This is a genomic window from Arthrobacter sp. ISL-95, from assembly GCF_018613695.1.
Classification (GTDB): domain Bacteria; phylum Actinomycetota; class Actinomycetes; order Actinomycetales; family Micrococcaceae; genus Arthrobacter.
The window spans coordinates 39,484-59,165 of the sequence record NZ_JAGGPR010000009.1 but is presented as its reverse complement, the minus strand read 5'-3'; the positions used below and the strand labels follow the sequence as shown (position 1 = coordinate 59,165).

Sequence of the window (19,682 nt, the reverse complement as noted above, 5' to 3'; positions counted from 1 at the left end):
CCAATGTATGTAGCAGTTGAGGCCGTCCCGACGAATCAGAACGACCTCAACAGCTCCTTAGTTGGGTGCGGCTACTGGACGGTGACCTCAGCGAGCCGCAGACCGAATCCAAATCGCGTCTTCGGGGCAGCGAGCTTGGGGAGGGCGCTGATGACCACAATCACGTACTCGGTCTGCGTCGGTGCTGCAAGCGGCATAGTCAGTTCAGGGGACGTGAAACTGTTGGTTCCCACTAGCTTGGCACCATCCATGGCAGGACGATCATTGGTGTAGACGCTGATGCTGCCACCGGAGCCACCCAATTGGTTGAGGACAACGGACTTGACCTCTGTGGGCTCCTTGAGCTTGACCACGAGCGGCATGTCCTGGAAAAGTCCACCCCAGTTTGCGGATGCGAACTCCATGTCCGACCAGTAGCTGGCTGCGTTACCGTCGAAGGCCCGTGCCAGGTCCTTGTCATAAGTAGCGGCAAAGGGGAAATCGCCGAGGCGGGTGATCCCTTCGATTTCCGGCGGTGTGGCAGGGGCCGGAGCTTCGGTGGGCTCGGGCTCTTCGCTTTCCGCGGCGGTGGTTTGCGGGGCGGGCGTGCTTTGCGTCGCGGCCGGCGCGCCGCTGGGCAGGAGACTGCCCAGGTTGGTCACGGCAAGGACGAGACCCACCACCAAGACGGCAGCGAGCAGGCCACCTACCAGCCAGCGAAGGGAACGCGGTTCCTTCTCAGGGGCCTCGTCTTCGTAAACTTCCTCGTCCGCGTAGTCATCTGCGTAATCGCCAGTGGCAGCGGACGACGCCGGGAAGTTGCTGGCCGTCCGATCGTAGCCGGAGTCGTTGCCACGGCCTCCGATACCACCAGCAGCGGTGACGGTCGAGGCAGCTGCACCGGCACTTGCATCTCGGTCTCTGAAGCCGTAGTCCTCTTCGGACCACAGCGAAACCTTGGGTTCCGCGGCCGAATCACGGCTGACAGGTTCACTGCGGGCAGGCTCGCGGCTGACAGGTTGTGAGGACACGGCTTGGGTAGGAGGCTGAGAGGCAGCAGCAGGTGACGCTCCGCCCCTGACACCGGGAGTACCTGCGCCGGCAGCACCAGCGCCAGCACCGGCGTCGTTGTTCTTGGAGCCGGAGTTCTTCAGCGCAGCAGCGGCGGCAACGCCCGCTGCTCCGGCGCCGGCAGCTGCGGCAGCAAGCTTGCCCGCAATACCGCTCTTGGGCGCAGACGGGCTGGAAGAGGGCATAGGGGGTACGTGCGGCGCTGTGCGTGCGGGCGCGGCAGGCTCGGACTCGGGCTCGTCATACTCCGACGGGATGGGGTAACCGTTTTCGTCGTACTGGATGTACTCGGCGTCGTGCTCATCATCCTCGTAGAGGCCGTCGTACGTCTCAGGCTCATAGGTGCGCGGCTGGCCGAAGATCTCGCTTCCGAGGGTCTCCGTAAAGAAGGGCTCAATGTACGGCGGGTTGGTGGCGACCACCAGGTCCAGGAGGTCCGGTGCCTTGCTGTGGTTGGTGATCAGGTAAGTGGTGTTTTCACTGATGCCGAGGTCCAGGATCTGAACGTGACCCGGCCGCTCCCCTGTGGCTACTTCGCGGGCGCTCTGTGCCACCTGCTCGGCATTTCCGGGACCGGCAACAAGGATGCTCACGGGACGGTTGAGGACCTGGTCCACGCCGTCGAGCACCTGATCTTGGTCATGCGAGGTCAATACATTGGCCGTGACCTTGTAGCGGCCGCCAAGTACTGATCCGACGTCGATCGGGTGGGACACGTGTTCCTCCTAGGCTGTCCGGGAGCTGCGGTCCTGCACTGGTTCGTCCGGCTGGCCGGTTGAACCTCTTTTGCAACTACCTATATTCGTTTCTAGCCTAGCCGATTGAGGCCCGCCGCCCATGTTGGCGGCACCGGCTCACTTCCTATGGTTTCCGCGTGTAGGGAAGTACGGATTCTGTCCGGCGTCGCCCTGGTAGGTGCGCCGACCCGGCAGAGGGACCTGTGGTTTGAACTTGTTGCCACGAGCCGTGCTGGGCGAGTCCTCCTCCGGCAGGTAAGTCTTGGGTGCCTCGGGTGAGTCTCCAGCGGCGGGTTCGGCGGGTTCGGTGGAACGCTGAGGAGCAAGCGCAGGCCCGGCCCTGAACGAGGCAGCATCGAACTCGCCGGAGATGCGCGGAATCAAACCGGTATCGTCCGAGACTGTGGCGCGTGCCGGCGTCGTGGGTTCCGGTGCTGCGCCGGTGACCGGTGCAGGTGCGCCGCGACCCAGACGACCCATGAGTGGACGCAGGAGATCGCGCAGTTCGGTGACGTGGAAGACGCGTAGGAGGACCAAGTATGCAAGCAACATGACAGGCCCGACGACGACCACTGTCACCAGGGCGGCCGGGCGGCTGCTCCACGCGAAGCCGTCGGCACGGTAGCTTCCCAGGAGCCACAGTGCCCCTGCGCCGGCCAGCGCAGCACCCAAGCCTGCGTAGCCCATGCGAATGTAGGAATTGGCGATCCGAGGACCGTCGAGGTGACCCAGCAGGCGTCGTAGGAACGCCACGCTGATCACCACGGACAGGATGTTGCCCAGCGTGTAGAGGATGGCGATCGCGTAGATGATCTGGCCCACGGGAAGGAACTGGATGAAGAACGCACCCACCACGTAAATCACGGCCAGCCACAACTGAACGTACAGGGGCGTGCGGGCGTCCTCATTGGCGTAGAACACGCGGGACATCATGAAGTTGGCACTCAAGAACGGCGTGCTGAGGGCAAGGATGGTGAGCGTTTGGGCCAGCATGACGCCGTCCTGTGGCTCGCCGCCGGAGAAGAACATGCCCAGGGGCCCGGCCAAGGCGAAGAGCGCCAAGGCACCGAAAACCGTGGCCACGGCCATGGTGCGGAGGCCGTGGGAAAGGGCGTCCCGCAGTTCGGCTTTGTTGCCGTCCTGCGAAGCGCGTGTCATGCGGTTGAAGAGGACGGTGGCCAAGGACAAAGCGATGATCGAGTGTGGCAGCAGGTACAGCTGGCTCGCGACCTCCAAGACGGCGTTACCGGGAAGGACAGCAGCGGCAGCCTTGTCCCCTGCATTGTCCAGCCGGAGGCGCTCAGCACCGGGAATGGTGGCGATCCTCATGACGTATAGGAAGGCCAACTGCCCGACGGCGGCCGTAGCCAACGTCCAGACGCTCAACTTGGCGGCCTGGCCCAGTCCAACGCCGCGCCAACCGAACCGGGGTCGCAGGCCAAGGCGCAAACGGAAAACGGGGATCAGCAGAATGGCAGTCTGCGCCACCACACCAAACGTGGAGAAACCGGCAATCAGGAGTGTCTGGGTAGGCCCCCAGTTGTCCAAAGTGTGGGGGTTGTAGACGTTTTCGCCCAGAAGCCAGATGAACATCCCCAGGCCGGCGATAGCCACCAAATTGTTGAGGATGGGGGCCCACATGGCGGGACCGAACGCTCCGTGGGCGTTCAGCACCTGCGTCAGGAGGGCGTAGAGCCCGTAAAAGAAGATCTGAGGAAGGCACCAGAAGGCGAAGGTTACTGCCAAGGCTTTCTGTTGCTCGGAGTAGCCCTGGGTGGTGAGATCGATGACCAACGGCGCCGCGAGTGTCACCAGCGCCGTCAACGCCAGCAGCACCAGGACTGCCAATGTCAGCAGGCGGCTGATGTAGTCCGCGCCGCGGTCCGGTGCCTTGCTGGCCTTGATGATCTGCGGGACCAGGACGGCGTTGAACACACCGCCGGCAACCAGCAGGAAGATCAGGTTCGGTAGGTTGTTCGCGTTAATGAACGTGTCATTGATTGTGGAGCCCAGGCCGAGGGCGGCGCCGAGCATCCAGGTTTTGGCGAAGCCAAGGAATCGGGAAACGAGCGTTCCTGCTGCCATGATGGCGCTGGAACGTGCTTCTCCGGACTGAACGGACTGGGTTGTTTTGGCTTCAGACATCGCCTTTATCGTCCCATGTACCGGGCTCAGAGATGTTCGGGCAGCACTTCCCGTGCCAGATCGGCGATGCGGCGTTCATTCGGGAAGGACAATTTCCGGGCCAGTTCCTGGATGGGGACCCAGGCGGCGTCCACGGCTTCCTGGTCAGGATCATTCTCGATTGTCAGCTCTCCACCCGTTGCCCGGAGCAGAAAATGGTGCACGGTCTTGTGGACGCGGTGGCCGCTCACAGTGAACCAGTAATCGATGCTGCCAAGGGGCGCCAGAATGCTGCCTTCTATCCCGGTTTCCTCGGCGATCTCGCGGACAGCGGCTTCCTCGTTGTTTTCGCGACCTTCCGGATGGCCCTTGGGGAGGCACCACTCAAGCCGGCCACCCCTATTAAGGCGGGCGATGATCGCAACCCGGAGTTCGCCGTCGGACGTGTCTACTACAACGCCGCCTGCTGACACTTCCTCCACAGTGGGAAGCGAGGCCTGCACCGGGTGCTGCTGGGCAGGCGCGACGTGGGCACCGATTGCCGACGGCAACGGTGCGTTTGTCCTCCTGCCAGGAGCGCTCGGGATCGGGTTGGCCATGAGGTCCACTCTAACGACTCTTGCCCTCGAGTGATGACCGGGACATGGCCACAAGATGGACTCCGGGAGATGGTCTGCGGACACATGCCTGATTTCGCATGGAACAGTGGCCCAATGCTGAGTAAAAATCTGCCAAGCTTAAGGGACTATGGCGCACGTATTGGACAGCTCTTCAGTTAACTTCACCATCGATCCGGTGGTGCTCGACCTCGGGCAGCGCTTTGTCGATGCCGGCTTCGAGCTGTCCCTGGTGGGTGGGCCTGTGCGCGACCTCTTCTTGGGAAGGACATCCCCGGACCTCGATTTCACCACCGACGCCACGCCTGACCAGACCATTGGCATCATCAAGAAGTGGGCGGACAACTTCTGGGAAATCGGCCGTGCTTTCGGCACTATCGGTATGAAGAAGAGCGGTTTCCAGATCGAAATCACCACGTACCGCGCGGAAGCTTACGACCCCGATTCGCGTAAGCCCGTGGTGGCGTTCGGCAACTCCCTGACAGACGACCTCCTGCGCCGCGACTTCACCATCAATGCCATGGCACTGCGGCTGCCAAGCCTTGAACTCGTGGATCCGTTCGGCGGCGTCCGCGACCTCCACGCCTCGGAGCTCGCCACGCCAGGTGCCCCGGAGTCGTCCTTCTCCGACGATCCCCTGCGCATGATGCGCGCAGCCCGATTCGCTTCCCAGCTCGGCGTGTCGGTTCACGACGACGTTCGGCTGGCCATGTCCCAAATGGCGGACCGTATCAAGATCATCTCCGCCGAGCGTGTCCGGGAAGAGTTGGTGAAACTCATCAACGGAGCGCACCCCCGCGTGGGAATCGACCTCTTGGTGGACACCGGCCTGGCTGAGTTCGTGCTCCCTGAAGTTTCTGCCCTGCGCCTCGAAGCCGATGAGCACCACCGCCACAAAGACGTGTACCAGCACTCACTGCAGGTCTTGGAGCAGGCTGCTGCCCTGGAAACGGGTCCTGACGGCGCCGTACCCGGCCCCGACTTTGTGCTGAGGTTCGCTGCTTTGATGCACGACGTCGGCAAGCCGGCTACGCGTCGCTTTGAACCGGGCGGCGCGGTGAGCTTCCGCCACCACGACGTTGTGGGTGCAAAGCTGACGGCCAAGCGCATGAAAGCGCTGCGTTTCGACAACGAGTCGATCAAAGCAGTTTCCCGACTTGTTGAACTGCACATGCGGTTCTACGGCTACGGCGATGCCGGCTGGAGCGACTCCGCAGTCCGCCGCTACGTCACGGACGCCGGACCCCTCTTGGAGCGACTGCACCGCCTCACCCGGTCCGACGTCACCACGCGTAACCAACGCAAGGCCGATCGTCTGTCCTTCGCCTACGATGACCTTGAGCATCGCATCTCGGCGCTTCTGGAACAGGAATCACTGGCGGCCGTCCGCCCTGACCTTGACGGAGCGCAGATTATGGCGCTCCTGGGACTCAAGCCTGGTCCAGTGGTGGGTCGGGCTTACAAGTTCCTTCTGGAGGAACGGATGGAACACGGACCACTGTCCCCCGAGGAAGCCGAGCAGAAACTCTTGGCTTGGTGGGAAACGCAACCCGAGTCCGCCGTCGTCGAGCCATTGACCGAAACTGAGGAGCCCTCATGAACGCTGCGACTTCACCGCGTCCACAACTCTGGATCCTTCGCCATGGCGAAACCGAATGGTCCAAGAGCGGCCAGTACACCGGTCTGACGGACCTTCCCCTCACCGTTGAGGGTGAGCAGCAGGCTGTTGAGGCCCGCAAGGTCCTGGAAAGCATCGACTTCGACCTCGTCCTGACCTCGCCACTGCGCCGTGCGCGACGTACGGCTGAACTCGCAGGCTACCCGGAAGCCGTCCATGAACCGCTGGCTGTGGAATGGAACTACGGCGACTATGAAGGCATCAGCTCGGACCTGATCCGCAAGGACAACCCGGACTACCTCATTTGGACCGACGGTGTCCCCAACGGGGAGACCCTGGATGAAGTTGCTGCCCGTGCCGACAAGATCATTGGACGGGTCCTGGAATCAGGAATGGACAACGTCCTGATAGTGGCCCACGGTCATTTCTCCAGGATCCTTACCGCCCGCTGGCTCGAAATGGATGCCCGGGAAGGCCGACACTTCATTCTGGGAACGGCGAAGGTGTGCACCCTTGGATGGGATAAGCGGACGCCTGCAATTGTGCGTTGGGGACTCTAAAACACAAATTTAGAAAAAGTTTTAGCGAATTAGCTAATTTCGCTGGTCAAACTCCTTCTTCATGGGGTAGCTTATATCTTGTTCCCAGAGCGACCCGCCGGGAACAAGGCGCGCATTCCCCGGTTCAGTCAGCCGGACAATGCCACAGCAGGCTGTAACGGCCGGAAGGAGGTTGGGAAAAATGATTACTTTGACTAGCGGACGGAAGTTGACCGTCACTGCTACCCCGGCCTCTGCTGATGACGCGCGCCATTTTTGCTCTCTGACCCACTCCTGAACTACCGGACCGGCCTGTTGCCGGCGGTTTTCCTGGCGGCCCTCCCACCTCTGGATGGCTGAGTAGTCAGTTGTAGGCGCGGACCCACGCAGTAGGCCGCGGGTGCGCAGTTTCCCCATAGTTCGGAACCAGCTTCTTGTTGGGTCGACTGCCGGAAGCACGCGCTATTGCACAACGAATCCCATTTCGGTTCGGTCCGCAAATCCCCTTTACCAGCCTCGGCTATTAAGCCCTTTTTGGCCTTGAACTCATTTGAATTCATATGGCTCTAATTGTTGCGCCTAAATTCCGATTACATATCCCCTGAAAGGAGGTGAACCATGCGCAAACGCCCAGAGGACATGCGCTTCTTCAAGAGCACCAACGCTCCTAAGGACCGCACTCTGTTCAACGGCCAGCTGCTCGACCAACGCCGTGAAGACGTGTACGTTGTCCTGCACCAGATGGGACTCATCCGCTGATGCCCAACAGCTGAGCCCGAAGGAGTTCAGATGCCGTACATTCATGCTGAACCTCGAGGAGCCCGCGCGGCTACGCGTGGGCTCCTCCCTTTTAACCTGGTGAACCCTCATCCTGGTAAACCTCGGAGGACTGTAAGCTCGATCCCATGCAGGAGACGAGGCCTCACCGGCTGCAAAAACGTGCCCGCTTTGTGGTTCCAAGCCGAAGTGACGCCCTGCTTCGCAATTTCACGGAACTTGTAGGCGGTCCGCTGGGCAAGCACTCCTCCCCTGGGCAGATGAGGTCCGGTCCGTTCACGGTTGAACGTGTCCTGATCATGCTCACTGTTTTCGCTGCAGTGCTCGCCATACTCGTCAAGGACTACTGCCGCGTCCGTGGATGGGAGACGCCCGACCAGTTCTATGCAACGTGCTATTCGGACTTCCCTGAGCTTTTCCGGAACCGCGGCTTGGGCGACGGCATTTTTCCCTACTTTAACCAGGGCAGCCTGTTCGAGTACCCGGTGCTCATGGGCATCATCGCCGGCATCACGGCTGTGCTGGTTCCGGGCCAAGGCGTAGGAAACGAACGCGTACTGGGCTTCTTCGACGTCAACGCAACATTGATCGTCGCAGTATGGATCGTCACGGTGCTCCTCACCGCAAGGATCAACAGGCGCCGCCCTTGGGACGCCGCCATGGTGGCAGTGGCCCCGGGGATAGTTCTAGCCGGATTCATCAACTGGGACATGTGGGCTGTGGGGCTGCTGGCCCTGGCGATGTACTTTTTCTCCCGGGATAAGCTGATCTTGGCCGGAGTGTTCATCGGGCTGGGAGCAGCCACCAAGATGTACCCGGTCCTGATACTCGGTGCAGTGTTGGTTCTCGCACTGCGCACCGGCAAGCTGCGTGCGTTCTTCATCACTGCTGGTACGGCCTTGGCGTCCTGGCTGGCGGTGAATCTGCCCGTCGCCGCGTTGAACCCGACCGGCTGGCGCTACTTCTTCGAATTCAGCCAGGACCGCCCTGCCGGGTACAGCTCACCCTGGTTCGCTTACAACCTGGTGGCGGACAGAGTGCGCTGGATGAAGATTGATGGCGCAACCATCAACACGCTGGCTCTGGTCCTCTTCGTGCTGGCATGCGTGCTTATTGCCGCCTTGGCCTTGTGCGCCCCACGACGACCCCGCCTGGCACAACTCTTGTTCCTTATAGTTGCCGCGCTCATCCTGACCAACAAGGTCTACTCCCCGCAGTTCGTTATTTGGCTCATACCGCTCCTTGCCTTGGCCCGGCCCCGCTGGCGCGACTTCCTCCTGTGGCAAGCGGCCGAGGGGCTTCACTGGGCAGCCGTCTGGATGTACCTGGGCCAAACCACCAGTGGCGGATCCGTCCAGCACAACATTGACATGTCCTACTACGTGCTGGCCGTAGGACTGCACATGGTTGCAACCGCCTATCTGATGGCACGCGTGGTCATGGATATCCTGGATCCCGCCCAGGACCCACTCCGAGCTGATGGCGAGGATGATCCCCACGGCGGACCATTCGACGGCGCACGGGACTGGCTACGATTCGACGCGTTCCACCCCTCCCGGTCAGTGCTGCCGTGGCGTCCCCGGGCTACGGTGGAGACTACCGAAGCGAAAGCACCCCAGCGTTTGGAGGTAAACAGCGATGGTTGATGTCGCCGTCGTCGGCGCCGGTCCCAACGGGCTGGCCGCTGCAGTAGTTATGGCCCGCGCAGGCCTGAGCGTCCACCTTTACGAGGCAGCTGATGCAATCGGCGGTGGATCCCGGACCAGCGAGTTGATTGAACCCGGCTACCTTTACGATGTCTGCTCGGCAGTGCACCCCATGGCGGTGGCGTCCCCGTTCTTCCGCGATTTTGAGTTGTCCCAGCGCGTGGATCTGCGGCTGCCGGAGGTCCAGCACGGAACACCGCTGGACATCGGAGGAGCGGCCCTGGCCTACCAATCCTTGGAGCGGACGGCGGAGGAGCTGGGCGTGGATGGGCCGGCTTACCGTCGGCTGTTGCAGCCCTTACTGGAGCGGGTGGACGGGGTGGTGGACTTCACGTCAAACCAACTCCTGCGCGTTCCAAAGGATCCTTTGGCGGCTGTCAGATTCGGTCTTGCTACCCTGGATCAGGGGACCCCGCTGTGGACGCGACGATTCCGCGAGGAAGCCGCGCCCGCGCTGTTGACGGGCGTGATGTCACACGCCCTCGGCTCGCAACCGTCCCTCAGTTCAACAGGTGCTGGACTCTTGCTCAGCGTCCTCGCTCACGCGGGTGGTTGGGTGATCCCTGTCGGTGGCTCGATGTCCATCGCCAAGGCCATGGCTGACGACCTCACAGCGCATGGAGGCACTATCCACGTGGGTGAACGCGTGAATTCCCTGGACCAGGTCCGGCCCGCCAAGGCCATCTTGCTCGATGTTGCCCCGCCAACTCTGGCGCGTCTGGGTGGGGCGGAAGTTCCCGACCGCTACCGTCGGTCGTTGGAAGCATTCCGGTTTGGGAATGCGGCGTGCAAGGTGGACTTCATCCTGTCCGGGCCCGTTCCGTGGCGAGACCCCGGATTGGCCAAGGCCGGTACGGTCCATGTGGGAGGTTCAAGGCTGGCGATGGCCGAGTCAGAGAACCTGGTGGACATGGGCAAGCATCCCAGCGAGCCGTATGTCCTGGTGTCCCAGCCATCTCTGATGGACTCCACACGCGCACCGGAAGGCCGCCACGTTCTATGGTCCTATTGCCACGTACCCGCCAACTCCACGGTGGACATGGCCCAAGCTGTTATGGCCCGCATTGAGCGCTACGCACCTGGCTTCCGTGACCTTGTGGTGGCATCCAAGACCACGACGGCGGCGGAATTGTCCGCATACAACGAGAATTACGTGGGGGGAGACTTCAGTGCGGGTCTGCTGGACCTGCGAGGCCTGGTACAGCGACCGGTCGTGTCCAACGTGCCGTGGCGAACTCCCATGCCCGGCGTGTACCTGTGCTCCTCGTCAACTCCGCCGGGGCCTGGGGTGACAGGAATGCCCGGGTACCACGCGGCAAGATATGCCCTCAAGGACATATTCAAGATGCGGGTACCCGGGCTAGGCGTCGGCCTTTAGTTTCTAGTTGGCGGCCGTGAAGCGGGCGCGGCGGTGAGCCGGGCTCTCGATCTCGTCCAGCATGGCTACTGCGTAGTCCTGGGTGGAGATGCTGCTACCGGCCGGTGAATCCTTGGCCACGGTGTATTCACCCGTGCGCTCACCGGGCTGGATGACGGGTGCGGGAGCCAGGACGGTCCAGTCAAGGGATTCCGGGGACTGCTTCACGGTTTCGAGGGCCTTGGCGGCAGTGGTGGCCTCCGCCTTGTAGGCCTCCGGGAAGTCCGGCGAATCCAGCAGGCGGACGCCGTCCACCTCAAGGGTTCCAGCGCCGCCGACGATCATCAGGCGGGTGCCTTCGGCATTGCTGTAGGCAGTGGCCATGGCGTCGAGCCATTCTCCATGGTCGGCGCCGGTGCGGCTGGGGCCCGTCGCCAGCACAACGACGTCGTGCGCCTGGGCAATGGAGGCAAACGTCTCAGCATCAGCCTGATCAGCTGCCTGAGCAGCGGCACCGGGGACCTCTGCGCCCTTGCGGGAAATGGCCGTAACCTTGTGGCCGCGGATGACGGACTCGTTGACGATCTGGCTGCCGACCATGCCCGTTGCGCCGTAGACTGCGATTTTCATAGCTCTCCTTGAAGTTGGTATCCTTGCAATAACTCAAAGGTATCTAGAGGATACTGATAGCTTCAAAGGTACCTAGTTACCAAAAGGATATTGACACCGTGGACACCACCGATCTCCCCGCAAACATCCTGGATCCCAACTGTCCTTCGCGGGTGGTGTTTCAGCGCATCGGAGACAAATGGGCATCATTGGTGATCCAAGTGCTCGGGGATGGGCCGGTTCGGTTCTCGGAACTTCGCAAGATGGTGAACGTGGTAACTCCTAAAGTCCTGACGCAAACCCTGCGCGCCTTGGAGCGCGACGGCCTGATTACACGGACTGTGTACGCGCAGGTACCGCCACGGGTGGAATATGAGCTGACGTCCTTGGGTGAGTCCCTGCTCCAGCCGCTGACCGTTCTGCGCCACTGGGCCGAGAGTCACGTGCCAACCATCCTGGAAGCCCGCGACGCCTACGACGAAGCGCAGGACGAGGCACTCCTCGGCTCACCCAACTGAGTCGCATTTGAGGCCGTTTGAGGCGTCATAACGGCTTTAACTGCGACTCAGTTGGGTAGCGCTGACGGGACCAGGGCGCGGCTGATACGTCCGTCCCTCATGGTGGCGACCGCGTCGGTGAGGGGTAGGAACTCGGTGTCATGCGTGACCATGACGGTCGCGGTTCGGAACTCATCGGTGACTTGCCGCAGAAGGCGGACGATCAACTCGCTGCGCTCATGGTCGAGCGCGGCGGTCGGTTCATCGACCAGAAGAATGGTGGGGCTTCCCATGAGGGCCCTCGCAATATTCACCCGCTGACGTTGGCCTCCGGACAGCTGGTGAGGCCTCTTGTTTGCTGCACCGGAAAGTCCGACGACATTCAGCAGCTCAGCTGCCTTCTCCCGTTCGTTGCGCACTCGCTTGCCCCTCAGATGCTCGCGGATCAGCAACTGCTCGACGGCGGTCAGTGCCGGCAGCAGGTTGGGTTGCTGGAAGATGATGCCCACTTTGTCCCGGCGAAGAGTTGTGTGCTCGGTCTCCGAAAGGCTAGAGACGTCCTGCCCGTCGATGATGACCATCCCGGCCGTGGGTTTCACCAGAGTCGCGGCGACGGCCAGAAGTGAGGACTTGCCGGATCCGGAGGGGCCAACAAGCGAGAGGAATTCACCCGTGCGAACGCTGAGGTTCACGGCATCCAGTGCCTTGAGGGTTGAGGTGCCGTCCGGGTATTCGAGGGAGAGGTTGATGAGGTTCAATGCTGTACTCACGGTGCATGCCTTTCTAGGAATGTATTAGTTGCCGCCGAGGGCCAACAACGGATCCACCTTGGTGACGCTTCTGACTGCCAGGACCGCGCCCCCTAAACCGAGCAGGATGACCCCCGCGATGGGGAGCAGCGTCGTCATGGGAGTGATCAGAAATGGTGCGGCCCGGGCTGCGAATGATCCGCCAGCCAAGCCAAGAAGTCCGCCTCCAACGGCTCCGACCAGCAGCACCATGGCCGCCTGTGTGAGCGCATCCCGCAAAACGTAGCCGGAGGAAGCTCCCAAGGCTTTGAGGACGGCGATGTCGCGTGTGCGCTGCACAGTCCACACCGTCAGGAACGCTACGATCACCAAAGCCGAAATTCCGTAGAGGAATGCCTGCATCAGCATGAGGGAGCCGTTTTCGCTCTTGTACGAGGCCAGTGCTTGGAAAGACCCCACAGGATCGGTACTGACCGTGCCGGCCGCCGCGTTGGCGGCGTCAACGTCCACGGAAGCTCCGGCGTCGAAAGTTGCGGTGATAACAGTGGCAGTGCCAGGTGCCGCGTGCGCGATGGACCCCCACGTATCGAGCGTTGTCCACACCACGCCGGTGTGGGAGTACCACTGGTCCTCCACAACGGCTGAAACCGTCAGATCTGTCCCGCCTGCACGAACCCGGCTGCCAACGTCCAACGTCAATTCCTTGGCCAGAGATTCACCCACCACTACCGTCCCGTCCTCCACAGCGGATGGAGCAACAGCTTCGCCAAAGACTGCCACGTTCGCGGTCCCACTCGGGGTCCCGCCAGCACCCAGCGACTGGAGACGGGTCTGGCTGATCCCCAGCGCCTGCGCGGACGTCACGCCCGGTTGATCCCGCCAGGTCTGAAGCTGGACCGCGGAGACTTCCGACTCGGTGTACGAAGCCTTTGGATCACCTCCGGCGGGGGCGCCGAAGATGATCTGCTGAGCAGGCAGGGCCGCAAGGGCCGACGTCGACTGGTTGCCTAAGCCCGCGGTCAGCCCGGACAGCATGACCAGCAGCAGGGTGATCAGGGCGACCACGCAACCCATGAGCGCAAAGCGACCCTTGGCAAAGCGGATGTCGCGGATGGCAAGAAACATCGGATTCCTTCGATTCAATGCGGGCTTGATCCCGGCTATATCAACTCTTCCGGCGATAAGCCGGAGGGACATCGGGAGCCGGATGGATCGGCCGGCATCGAGGAGTTGAACCGGCGATCATCCGAATGGTTGATTCAGGCATCAGGGCGCGGAATTCGGCCTCGAACAGGGATTGCCGGGGATACGCTGTGAAGCATGCAGTCTCCCGCAGGCGCCGCCACAATCCTCCGTGTGCTGCGTGTGAGCCTGCACGTGGGTTTCGCGGTTCTGTTGTTGGTTGCCGTGGTCCGTTTGACGGCGGGAATGGGAATCAGTGGGGCGCCGTCGTCTATGGCTGTGATCGCGGGCCTGGGGCTTTCGGCTTTGCTGGCGTTGGTCTATCTCAGCGGGACGCTCCTGGAAAAGCGCCATGCGAGCGACCCCACCCGTTTCAATCCGACACCCTATGCGCGCTGGTGGCTGAGCGCGGTGATGCTCCTATGGCTGTAGCTCCTGCTGGTCAGCAGCGACTTCGCGTGGGTGGCTTTCCCGCTGTTCTTCCTGCAACTTCACCTGCTCCCCCGCGGGCTCGCTCTGCCAGCGATTGCTGTGAGCACAGCCCTTCTGGTGGGGACGCTATGGTGCCACAGCCGGGGAGGGTCCGACGGCGGGTTGCAGCTTGCCATGGTCCTGGGACCGGTGTTCGGGGCTGTCTTCGCGGTGGTCACCGGTCTGGCGTACCGTGCCTTGTTCGTCGAAGCCGAAAACCAGCGCGCTGTAGCTGACCAGCTTCGCAGGGCGCGCGCTGAACTCGCAAAGACCCAGCACGACGCCGGAATGCTGGCTGAGCGCGAACGGCTCGCCCGGGAAATCCACGACACCCTTGCACAGGGCTTCTCGAGCATCATCCTGATGGGCAGGTCCGCGGAGAAAGCCTTGGACGACGGAAACACCACTGCTGCAAAGGAGCGGCTGCGGACGGTTCAGGACACAGCGTCTGCCAATCTTGCCGAGGCCCGGAGCTTTGTCCGCGGCCTGCGTTCGCCGGATCTTGAAGAGACCGGGCTCGTGGACACGCTCCGCAGGCTGTGCGAGAAGACGGAGACGGAAGCTGCCGCCCGGGGGTCCGCGCTGCGCTGTCGCTTTGAGCTGGTGGGTACGCCTGTAGAGCTGCCGAATACGTACCAGACCACCCTGCTCCGGGCCGCACAAGCTTCCCTCGCGAACGTGTGGGCGCACGCCCACGCGCGCACCGCCGTCGTGACCCTGTCCTTCCTTGGCGCGGAAGTGACCTTGGACGTTTTTGACGACGGCAGAGGTTTCGAGCCGTCGACGGCGGACGATCCGGCGCGTGGCGACGGAACCGGCGTCGGGCTTCAGAGTTTGCGTGAACGGCTATCGGCGCTGGACGGTCGCCTGGAGATCGAATCGGCGATCGGTGAGGGGACAGTCATTGCGATCCGGTTGCCATTGCCCGCGGATGAGGGTGCGGCGTGAGTGAGATTCGAGTGTTGCTGGTGGACGATCACCCCGTGGTTCGCGCGGGGCTGCGGGCCATGCTCGCCGACTTCGCGGGGGTGACTGTGGTTGCCGAGGCAGCTGACGGTGATGCCGCGCTGACTGAACTCAGCAAGCTGCACACCCTGGGCGAGCCCGTGGACCTGGTGCTCATGGACCTGCAGATGGGCAGCGGCATGGACGGCGTGACGGCCACGGAAAAGATCAAGGCGGGCGAAGCCGGAACTCCCGCACCGCCAGTGCTGATTCTGACCACCTACGACACCGACGCCGACATCCTCGCCGCAGTGGAGGCGGGTGCGAGCGGTTACATGTTGAAGGACGCCCCGCCGGAGCAGATCCGGCAGGCCGTGTTGTCCGCGGCGGCCGGGCAAACCGCGTTGGCACCCGAAGTTGCCGCGCGGCTCTTGGGCCGCATCCGGAATCCATCGCCGGCATTGAGCGCCCGGGAAGTGCAGCTGCTGGAGCTTTTGGCCACGGGCATGAGCAACCGCGTCATGGCCAAGCAACTCTTCATTTCCGAGGCCACGGTGAAGACCCACTTGGTGCACATCTATTCGAAGCTCGGCGTGGACAATCGGACCGCTGCCATTGCCGTTGCCACGCAGCGCAGGCTCATCCGCGGGCGCTGAGTTCACCCAACTGGGTCGCATTTGAGGCCGTTTTGAGCGCTCAAAACGGCTTTAACTGCGACTTCGATGGGTAAGTAGTTTTGGTTAAACGGTTGACCTTTGACCTTTTTACAGTGACGATTAGTGCACGTTTCGCCATGAGTTAGATCACAAAAAGTCACTCGTCGAAAGTTGGCCTCACATGCCCGCACCCACCTTGGGCTTATCCGGCACTGCCCCCGGCAGCTCCGGACGCACCAAAAACGGTTCACTCGCCAGGAAGGCCGCTTCCCTCGGCCTGGCCTCACTGCTCCTCGCAGGAACCATCCCCGCCCTCACCTACGCCGTCGCCAGTGCTGCTCCAGGCGACCCCGGCGCCATCAAAGCCGCCACCCCCGAAGTCCCTGTCGACGCCGCCGGAGTACCTCTCGGAGCGGTGACCGGGTTCACCCAGTCCAGCAACGTCGTGGACCTTTCAACCGAGAAAGGCGCCATTCGAGTCACATTCCTGGACGACGGCAACTTCCGCTTGGAAGCCGACCCCAGTGGCAAGTTCACGGACCCAGCCAACACAGACCAAGGTGATCCCGCCAGGACCGCCAACATCGTGGTGGGCAAGGACAAGTTCCCCGGAGTCACCCCAACAGTTACCGACGGCGACCGGCTGGCCCTGAAGACCGCAAAGATCAGCGTCGAGATCAACAAGGCCACCACGCAGCTTCGCGTTCTCAGGACTGACGGTTCGTTGGTCCTGGAGGAATCAGCGCCCATCACCTTCGGTGCCACCTCGGCCACGCAGCACCTGGCCCAGCAGGACGGGGAGCAGTTCATTGGCGGCGGCATGCAAAATGGCCGTTCGGTTCACACGGGCGCCCTGATCAACATTGCCAAGAACTTCGACTGGGATGACGACGGCTACCCCAATGCTGTGCCCTACTACATGTCTTCCAAGGGCTACGGTGTCCTCCGCGACACGTTTGCCCGCGGCTCCTACAACTTTGCAGGTCCAACAACCACCACCCACGAAGAAAAGCGCTTTGACGCCTACTACTTTGTGGGCGACTACAAGCAGTCCCTGGGCGCCTACACAACCTTGACGGGCAAGCCCATGATGCCCCCGGTCTACGCCCTGGAATACGGCGATGCCGACTGCTACAACCGCTCCAACCCGGGTTATTCGTCGTCAGGATACGGCGATCCCGACGGCGCCAAGCAGCGCACGCCCGACGCCATCAAGACGGCCCGGAAGTTCGTGGAGAACGATATGCCTGCCGGCTGGATGCTGGTCAACGACGGCTACGGCTGCGAATACCAGCAACTCCCGGAAACCGTGAACAACATCGAGGAAGAAACCGACCTCAAAGTTGGCCTGTGGACGCAGCGTTCTCTGACCAACCAGGAGTACGAAGTGGGCGAGGCCGGCGTCCGGCTCCGTAAGCTCGACGTCGCGTGGGTAGGCCAGGGCTACCGTCAGGCACTCACCGGTTGCGAGGCGGCGCATGGCGGCATTGAACAGTATTCCAACGCCCGCGGCACCTCGCTCATGGTGGAAGGTTGGGCCGGCTCCCAGCGGTGCGGCATGCAGTGGACGGGTGACCATTCAGGAAACCTCGACGCCGTCCGCTGGCAGGTCTCTGCCCTCACCGGTGCCGGCAACTCGGGTTTGGCGTTCACCACGGGCGACGTTGACGGCATTTTCGGCGGTTCCGCTGAGTCGTACGTCCGCGACCTCCAATGGAAGGCCTTCGCTCCGGCGCTCTACTCCATGTCCGGCTGGGCTGCGACGGACAAGCGTCCGTGGCTCTACGGCGACGAAGCCACAGCCATCAACCGCCAGTACTTGCAGCTCCGCCAGCAGCTCATGCCCTTCATCTACACGTTGGCCCAGGAGTCATCCACCAGCGGTGTTTCCATGATGCGTTCCATGGCCCTCGAGTTCCCTGAACAAGAGTGGTCCTACGGTGCCGAAGCGAACAACCAGTTCATGTTGGGCTCCGACTTCCTGGTGGCACCCGTCTTTACACAAACCGATGTCCGCAATGGCATCTTCCTTCCCGCAGGCCAGCAGTGGGTGGATTACTGGACCGGCAGGCTCTACCAAGGCGGCCAGATCCTCAACGGCTACAACGCGCCGTTGGACAAGCTGCCGGTGTTCGTTCGTGCCGGTGCAGTGATCCCGCAGGGAATCGTTGCCCGCAACGCGTCCCTTGTTCCCGAAGATTCCATGATCACCTTGGACGTCTACGCCAAGGGCCAGGACACCTTCACGCTTTACGAGGATGACAAGGTCACCCGTGAATTCAAGGACGGCAAGTCCTCCAGCCAACTCTTTTCCGTGGATGCTCCCGGCACCGGCAACAGCAGCGTGAAGGTCTCCATCGGTGAGCGGAAGGGCGAGTACAACGGCAAGGCTGCCGCCCGGCCCTACGAACTGAAAGTCCATGCCGGAGCAGCGCCGAAGGACGTGAAGATCGGCGGCACCAAGCTCACCCAACATTCCACACAGGCCGCCTATGCTGCAGCAACCACGGGTTGGTTCTTCGATGAGGCCAACAACGGCACCATCTGGGTAAAGACCGGTTCCCTTGCTTCAAACCAGGCAGCTACGGTGCAGCTCCAGCAGGCCGGACCCCTGGGTGGCAAGAGCCAGGAGGACTCTGCCGCTGAAGTTCGGGTAACCACCGGCCAGCAGGTCTTCCAGGACCAGGAAACCTCGGTCACGGCTACTTTCGTGAACACCGGAACCAAGGCCAAGACCAATGTGGTGCTGACCCCGGTGCTTCCCGAAGGCTGGACGGTAGTCTCTTCCTCCGGAGCAACCGCAGCCAAGGTGGAAGGCGGTGCCACAGCAAGTGCCACGTTCGTCATCAAGCCGGGGACCAGCGCGAAGGCGGGCCAACAGACCGTGCGCGTCTCGGCGTCGTATGCTGCATCCGGCTCCAGCCAGTCCGTGACCGGCGGCAATCAGATCTATGTAGCCTATGGCTCCTTGGCAGCCGCTTACAACACTGTTTCGGTGACCACCGTGGCGGGCAAGGGCCTCGGAAACTTCGACGGCGGAGGGGCCACCTTCGCTGCCGAGCAGCTGGCCGCCGCCACGTTACCGGCCGGCGGTGTCCGACCGGGAAGCACCGTTACAGTGGACGCCGGAAAACCATCGCAGGTGGATTACACGTGGCCGGCCGTTGGCCCCGACGTGCCCAACTCCGTGGCACTCTCCGCCCAGACAATCGCCGTCCAAGGCAAGGGAACACACTTGGCAGTCCTTGGATCCGCCGCGGTGGGCAATGGAACAAGCCCGGTTTTGACCCTTAGCTACGCGGACGGGACCACCGAGCAGCAGTCCATCTTCTTCCCCAACTGGTTGCAGCCGTCCGTCCTCAACGGCGCAGTGGTGGCAGTTTCCGAGCAGGGCAGGAACAACGCCAACGGGCCGTCCCCGGAGTACACGCAGTACAAGTACCAGGCCTTCTCTAACACGGTCAGACTGAACCCCACAAAAGAGCTGGCGTCCGTCACCCTGCCCACTGATACGAGGGTGAAGTTCTTCGACTGGAAGGTGACGTCGCAGCCCTTGCCGGACGTACCGGTCGGCTCGGTGTACGCCTCTGAGACGCCTTGGGTCCAGTCTTTGAACGGCTACGGCGTGATCGGAAAGAACGTGGCCAACAAGGACTCGGCGTCATCCCCGGACACGCCGCTGGCCATCAACTACACCGATCCTGCCACCGGTCAGCAGCCTGTGTTCAGCAAGGGCCTGGGCGTCCACGCTCCCTCAAAGATCACCTATTACCTGGGCGGAAAGTGCACCTCGTTCACCTCCCAGGTAGGCCTTGAGAGTGGCTTTGGCGGCAACATCATCTTCAAGGTCAATGCCGACGGCGTGAACAAGTACCAGTCGCGCACGTACACACCAGGATTCGCTCCTGAATCCGTGTCCGTGGACCTCACTGGTGCGGCCTATGTGGAATTGGTGGTGGACCCCTCCGGATCCATCAACGGGGCGCATGGCATTTGGGGTGATGCCAAGTTCACATGCGCTCCGTAGCCTGAGTTTCCAGACCGCCGT

Annotated in this window: 14 protein-coding genes and 1 pseudogene; 9 read left to right on the top strand and 6 right to left on the bottom strand. The window is 62.2% G+C overall.

Features of this window, described 5'->3' with window-relative positions; translation table 11 throughout:
- Positions 1-71: 71 nt before the first annotated feature.
- The 3 genes from J7I86_RS14210 to J7I86_RS14200 all read right to left on the bottom strand — a co-directional run bounded on the left by J7I86_RS14210 (position 72) and on the right by J7I86_RS14200 (position 4,462).
- Positions 72-1,766, bottom strand: a complete 1,695-nt coding sequence (locus J7I86_RS14210; RefSeq protein ID WP_214820822.1) for an ABC transporter substrate-binding protein — start codon at positions 1,764-1,766, stop codon at positions 72-74.
- 138 nt (positions 1,767-1,904) lie between these two features.
- Positions 1,905-3,932, bottom strand: coding sequence for a murein biosynthesis integral membrane protein MurJ (murJ, locus tag J7I86_RS14205; RefSeq protein ID WP_214820821.1), 2,028 nt, complete (start codon positions 3,930-3,932; stop codon positions 1,905-1,907).
- Positions 3,933-3,958: 26 nt separating this feature from the next.
- Entirely contained in the window at positions 3,959-4,462 is a 504-nt protein-coding gene (locus J7I86_RS14200; protein ID WP_026005276.1) for an NUDIX hydrolase, read from the bottom strand.
- 196 nt (positions 4,463-4,658) lie between these two features.
- On the opposite strand from J7I86_RS14200, the gene J7I86_RS14195 reads away from it, so the two are divergent.
- The 5 genes from J7I86_RS14195 to J7I86_RS14175 all read left to right on the top strand — a co-directional run bounded on the left by J7I86_RS14195 (position 4,659) and on the right by J7I86_RS14175 (position 10,546).
- A complete protein-coding gene (locus J7I86_RS14195) occupies positions 4,659-6,128 on the top strand; it encodes a CCA tRNA nucleotidyltransferase (protein WP_214820820.1) in 1,470 nt (489 codons plus the stop codon).
- Entirely contained in the window at positions 6,125-6,706 is a 582-nt protein-coding gene (locus J7I86_RS14190; RefSeq protein ID WP_091464242.1) for a histidine phosphatase family protein, read from the top strand. Before J7I86_RS14195 ends, J7I86_RS14190 begins: the two co-directional genes overlap by 4 nt.
- A gap of 597 nt (positions 6,707-7,303) precedes the next feature.
- Positions 7,304-7,444, top strand: coding sequence for a hypothetical protein (locus tag J7I86_RS14185; RefSeq protein ID WP_181151794.1), 141 nt, complete (start codon positions 7,304-7,306; stop codon positions 7,442-7,444).
- Positions 7,445-7,590: 146 nt separating this feature from the next.
- Positions 7,591-9,108 carry a glycosyltransferase family 87 protein gene (locus J7I86_RS14180; RefSeq protein ID WP_214820818.1) on the top strand — a complete coding sequence of 506 codons (1,518 nt, stop codon included), beginning with the start codon at positions 7,591-7,593 and terminating at the stop codon, positions 9,106-9,108.
- Entirely contained in the window at positions 9,101-10,546 is a 1,446-nt protein-coding gene (locus J7I86_RS14175) for an NAD(P)/FAD-dependent oxidoreductase (protein ID WP_214820816.1), read from the top strand. The genes J7I86_RS14180 and J7I86_RS14175 overlap by 8 nt, the downstream gene beginning before the upstream one ends.
- 3 nt (positions 10,547-10,549) lie before the next feature.
- Here the strand turns inward: J7I86_RS14175 and J7I86_RS14170 are convergent, their stop codons facing one another.
- Positions 10,550-11,155 (bottom strand): NAD(P)-dependent oxidoreductase, encoded by a 606-nt coding sequence (locus J7I86_RS14170; RefSeq protein ID WP_214820814.1) that lies wholly within the window; start codon positions 11,153-11,155, stop codon positions 10,550-10,552.
- Positions 11,156-11,253: 98 nt separating this feature from the next.
- Here J7I86_RS14170 and J7I86_RS14165 point away from each other — a divergent pair, with 98 nt between their 5' ends.
- On the top strand, positions 11,254-11,652 hold the full coding sequence (locus J7I86_RS14165; RefSeq protein ID WP_214820813.1) for a helix-turn-helix domain-containing protein: 399 nt from the start codon (positions 11,254-11,256) through the stop codon (positions 11,650-11,652).
- Positions 11,653-11,699: 47 nt separating this feature from the next.
- On the opposite strand, the gene J7I86_RS14160 is transcribed toward J7I86_RS14165, so the two are convergent.
- Together J7I86_RS14160 and J7I86_RS14155 are read right to left on the bottom strand one after the other, a co-directional pair.
- Entirely contained in the window at positions 11,700-12,401 is a 702-nt protein-coding gene (locus J7I86_RS14160; RefSeq protein ID WP_214820811.1) for an ABC transporter ATP-binding protein, read from the bottom strand.
- Between the two features lie 24 nt (positions 12,402-12,425).
- A complete protein-coding gene (locus J7I86_RS14155) occupies positions 12,426-13,505 on the bottom strand; it encodes an ABC transporter permease (protein WP_214820809.1) in 1,080 nt (359 codons plus the stop codon).
- A 195-nt stretch (positions 13,506-13,700) separates the two neighbouring features.
- Between J7I86_RS14155 and J7I86_RS14150 the strand changes: the two are divergent.
- The 3 genes and pseudogenes from J7I86_RS14150 to J7I86_RS14140 all read left to right on the top strand — a co-directional run bounded on the left by J7I86_RS14150 (position 13,701) and on the right by J7I86_RS14140 (position 19,661).
- A pseudogene (locus J7I86_RS14150) lies at positions 13,701-14,981 on the top strand (sensor histidine kinase).
- The gene (locus tag J7I86_RS14145) at positions 14,978-15,634 is read left to right on the top strand and encodes a response regulator transcription factor (protein ID WP_214820808.1); all 657 of its coding nucleotides are present in this window, start codon (positions 14,978-14,980) and stop codon (positions 15,632-15,634) included. The pseudogene J7I86_RS14150 and the gene J7I86_RS14145 overlap by 4 nt, the downstream one beginning before the upstream one ends.
- Before the next feature lie 181 nt (positions 15,635-15,815).
- Positions 15,816-19,661, top strand: a complete 3,846-nt coding sequence (locus tag J7I86_RS14140) for an NPCBM/NEW2 domain-containing protein (protein ID WP_214820807.1) — start codon at positions 15,816-15,818, stop codon at positions 19,659-19,661.
- Positions 19,662-19,682: the final 21 nt, after the last annotated feature.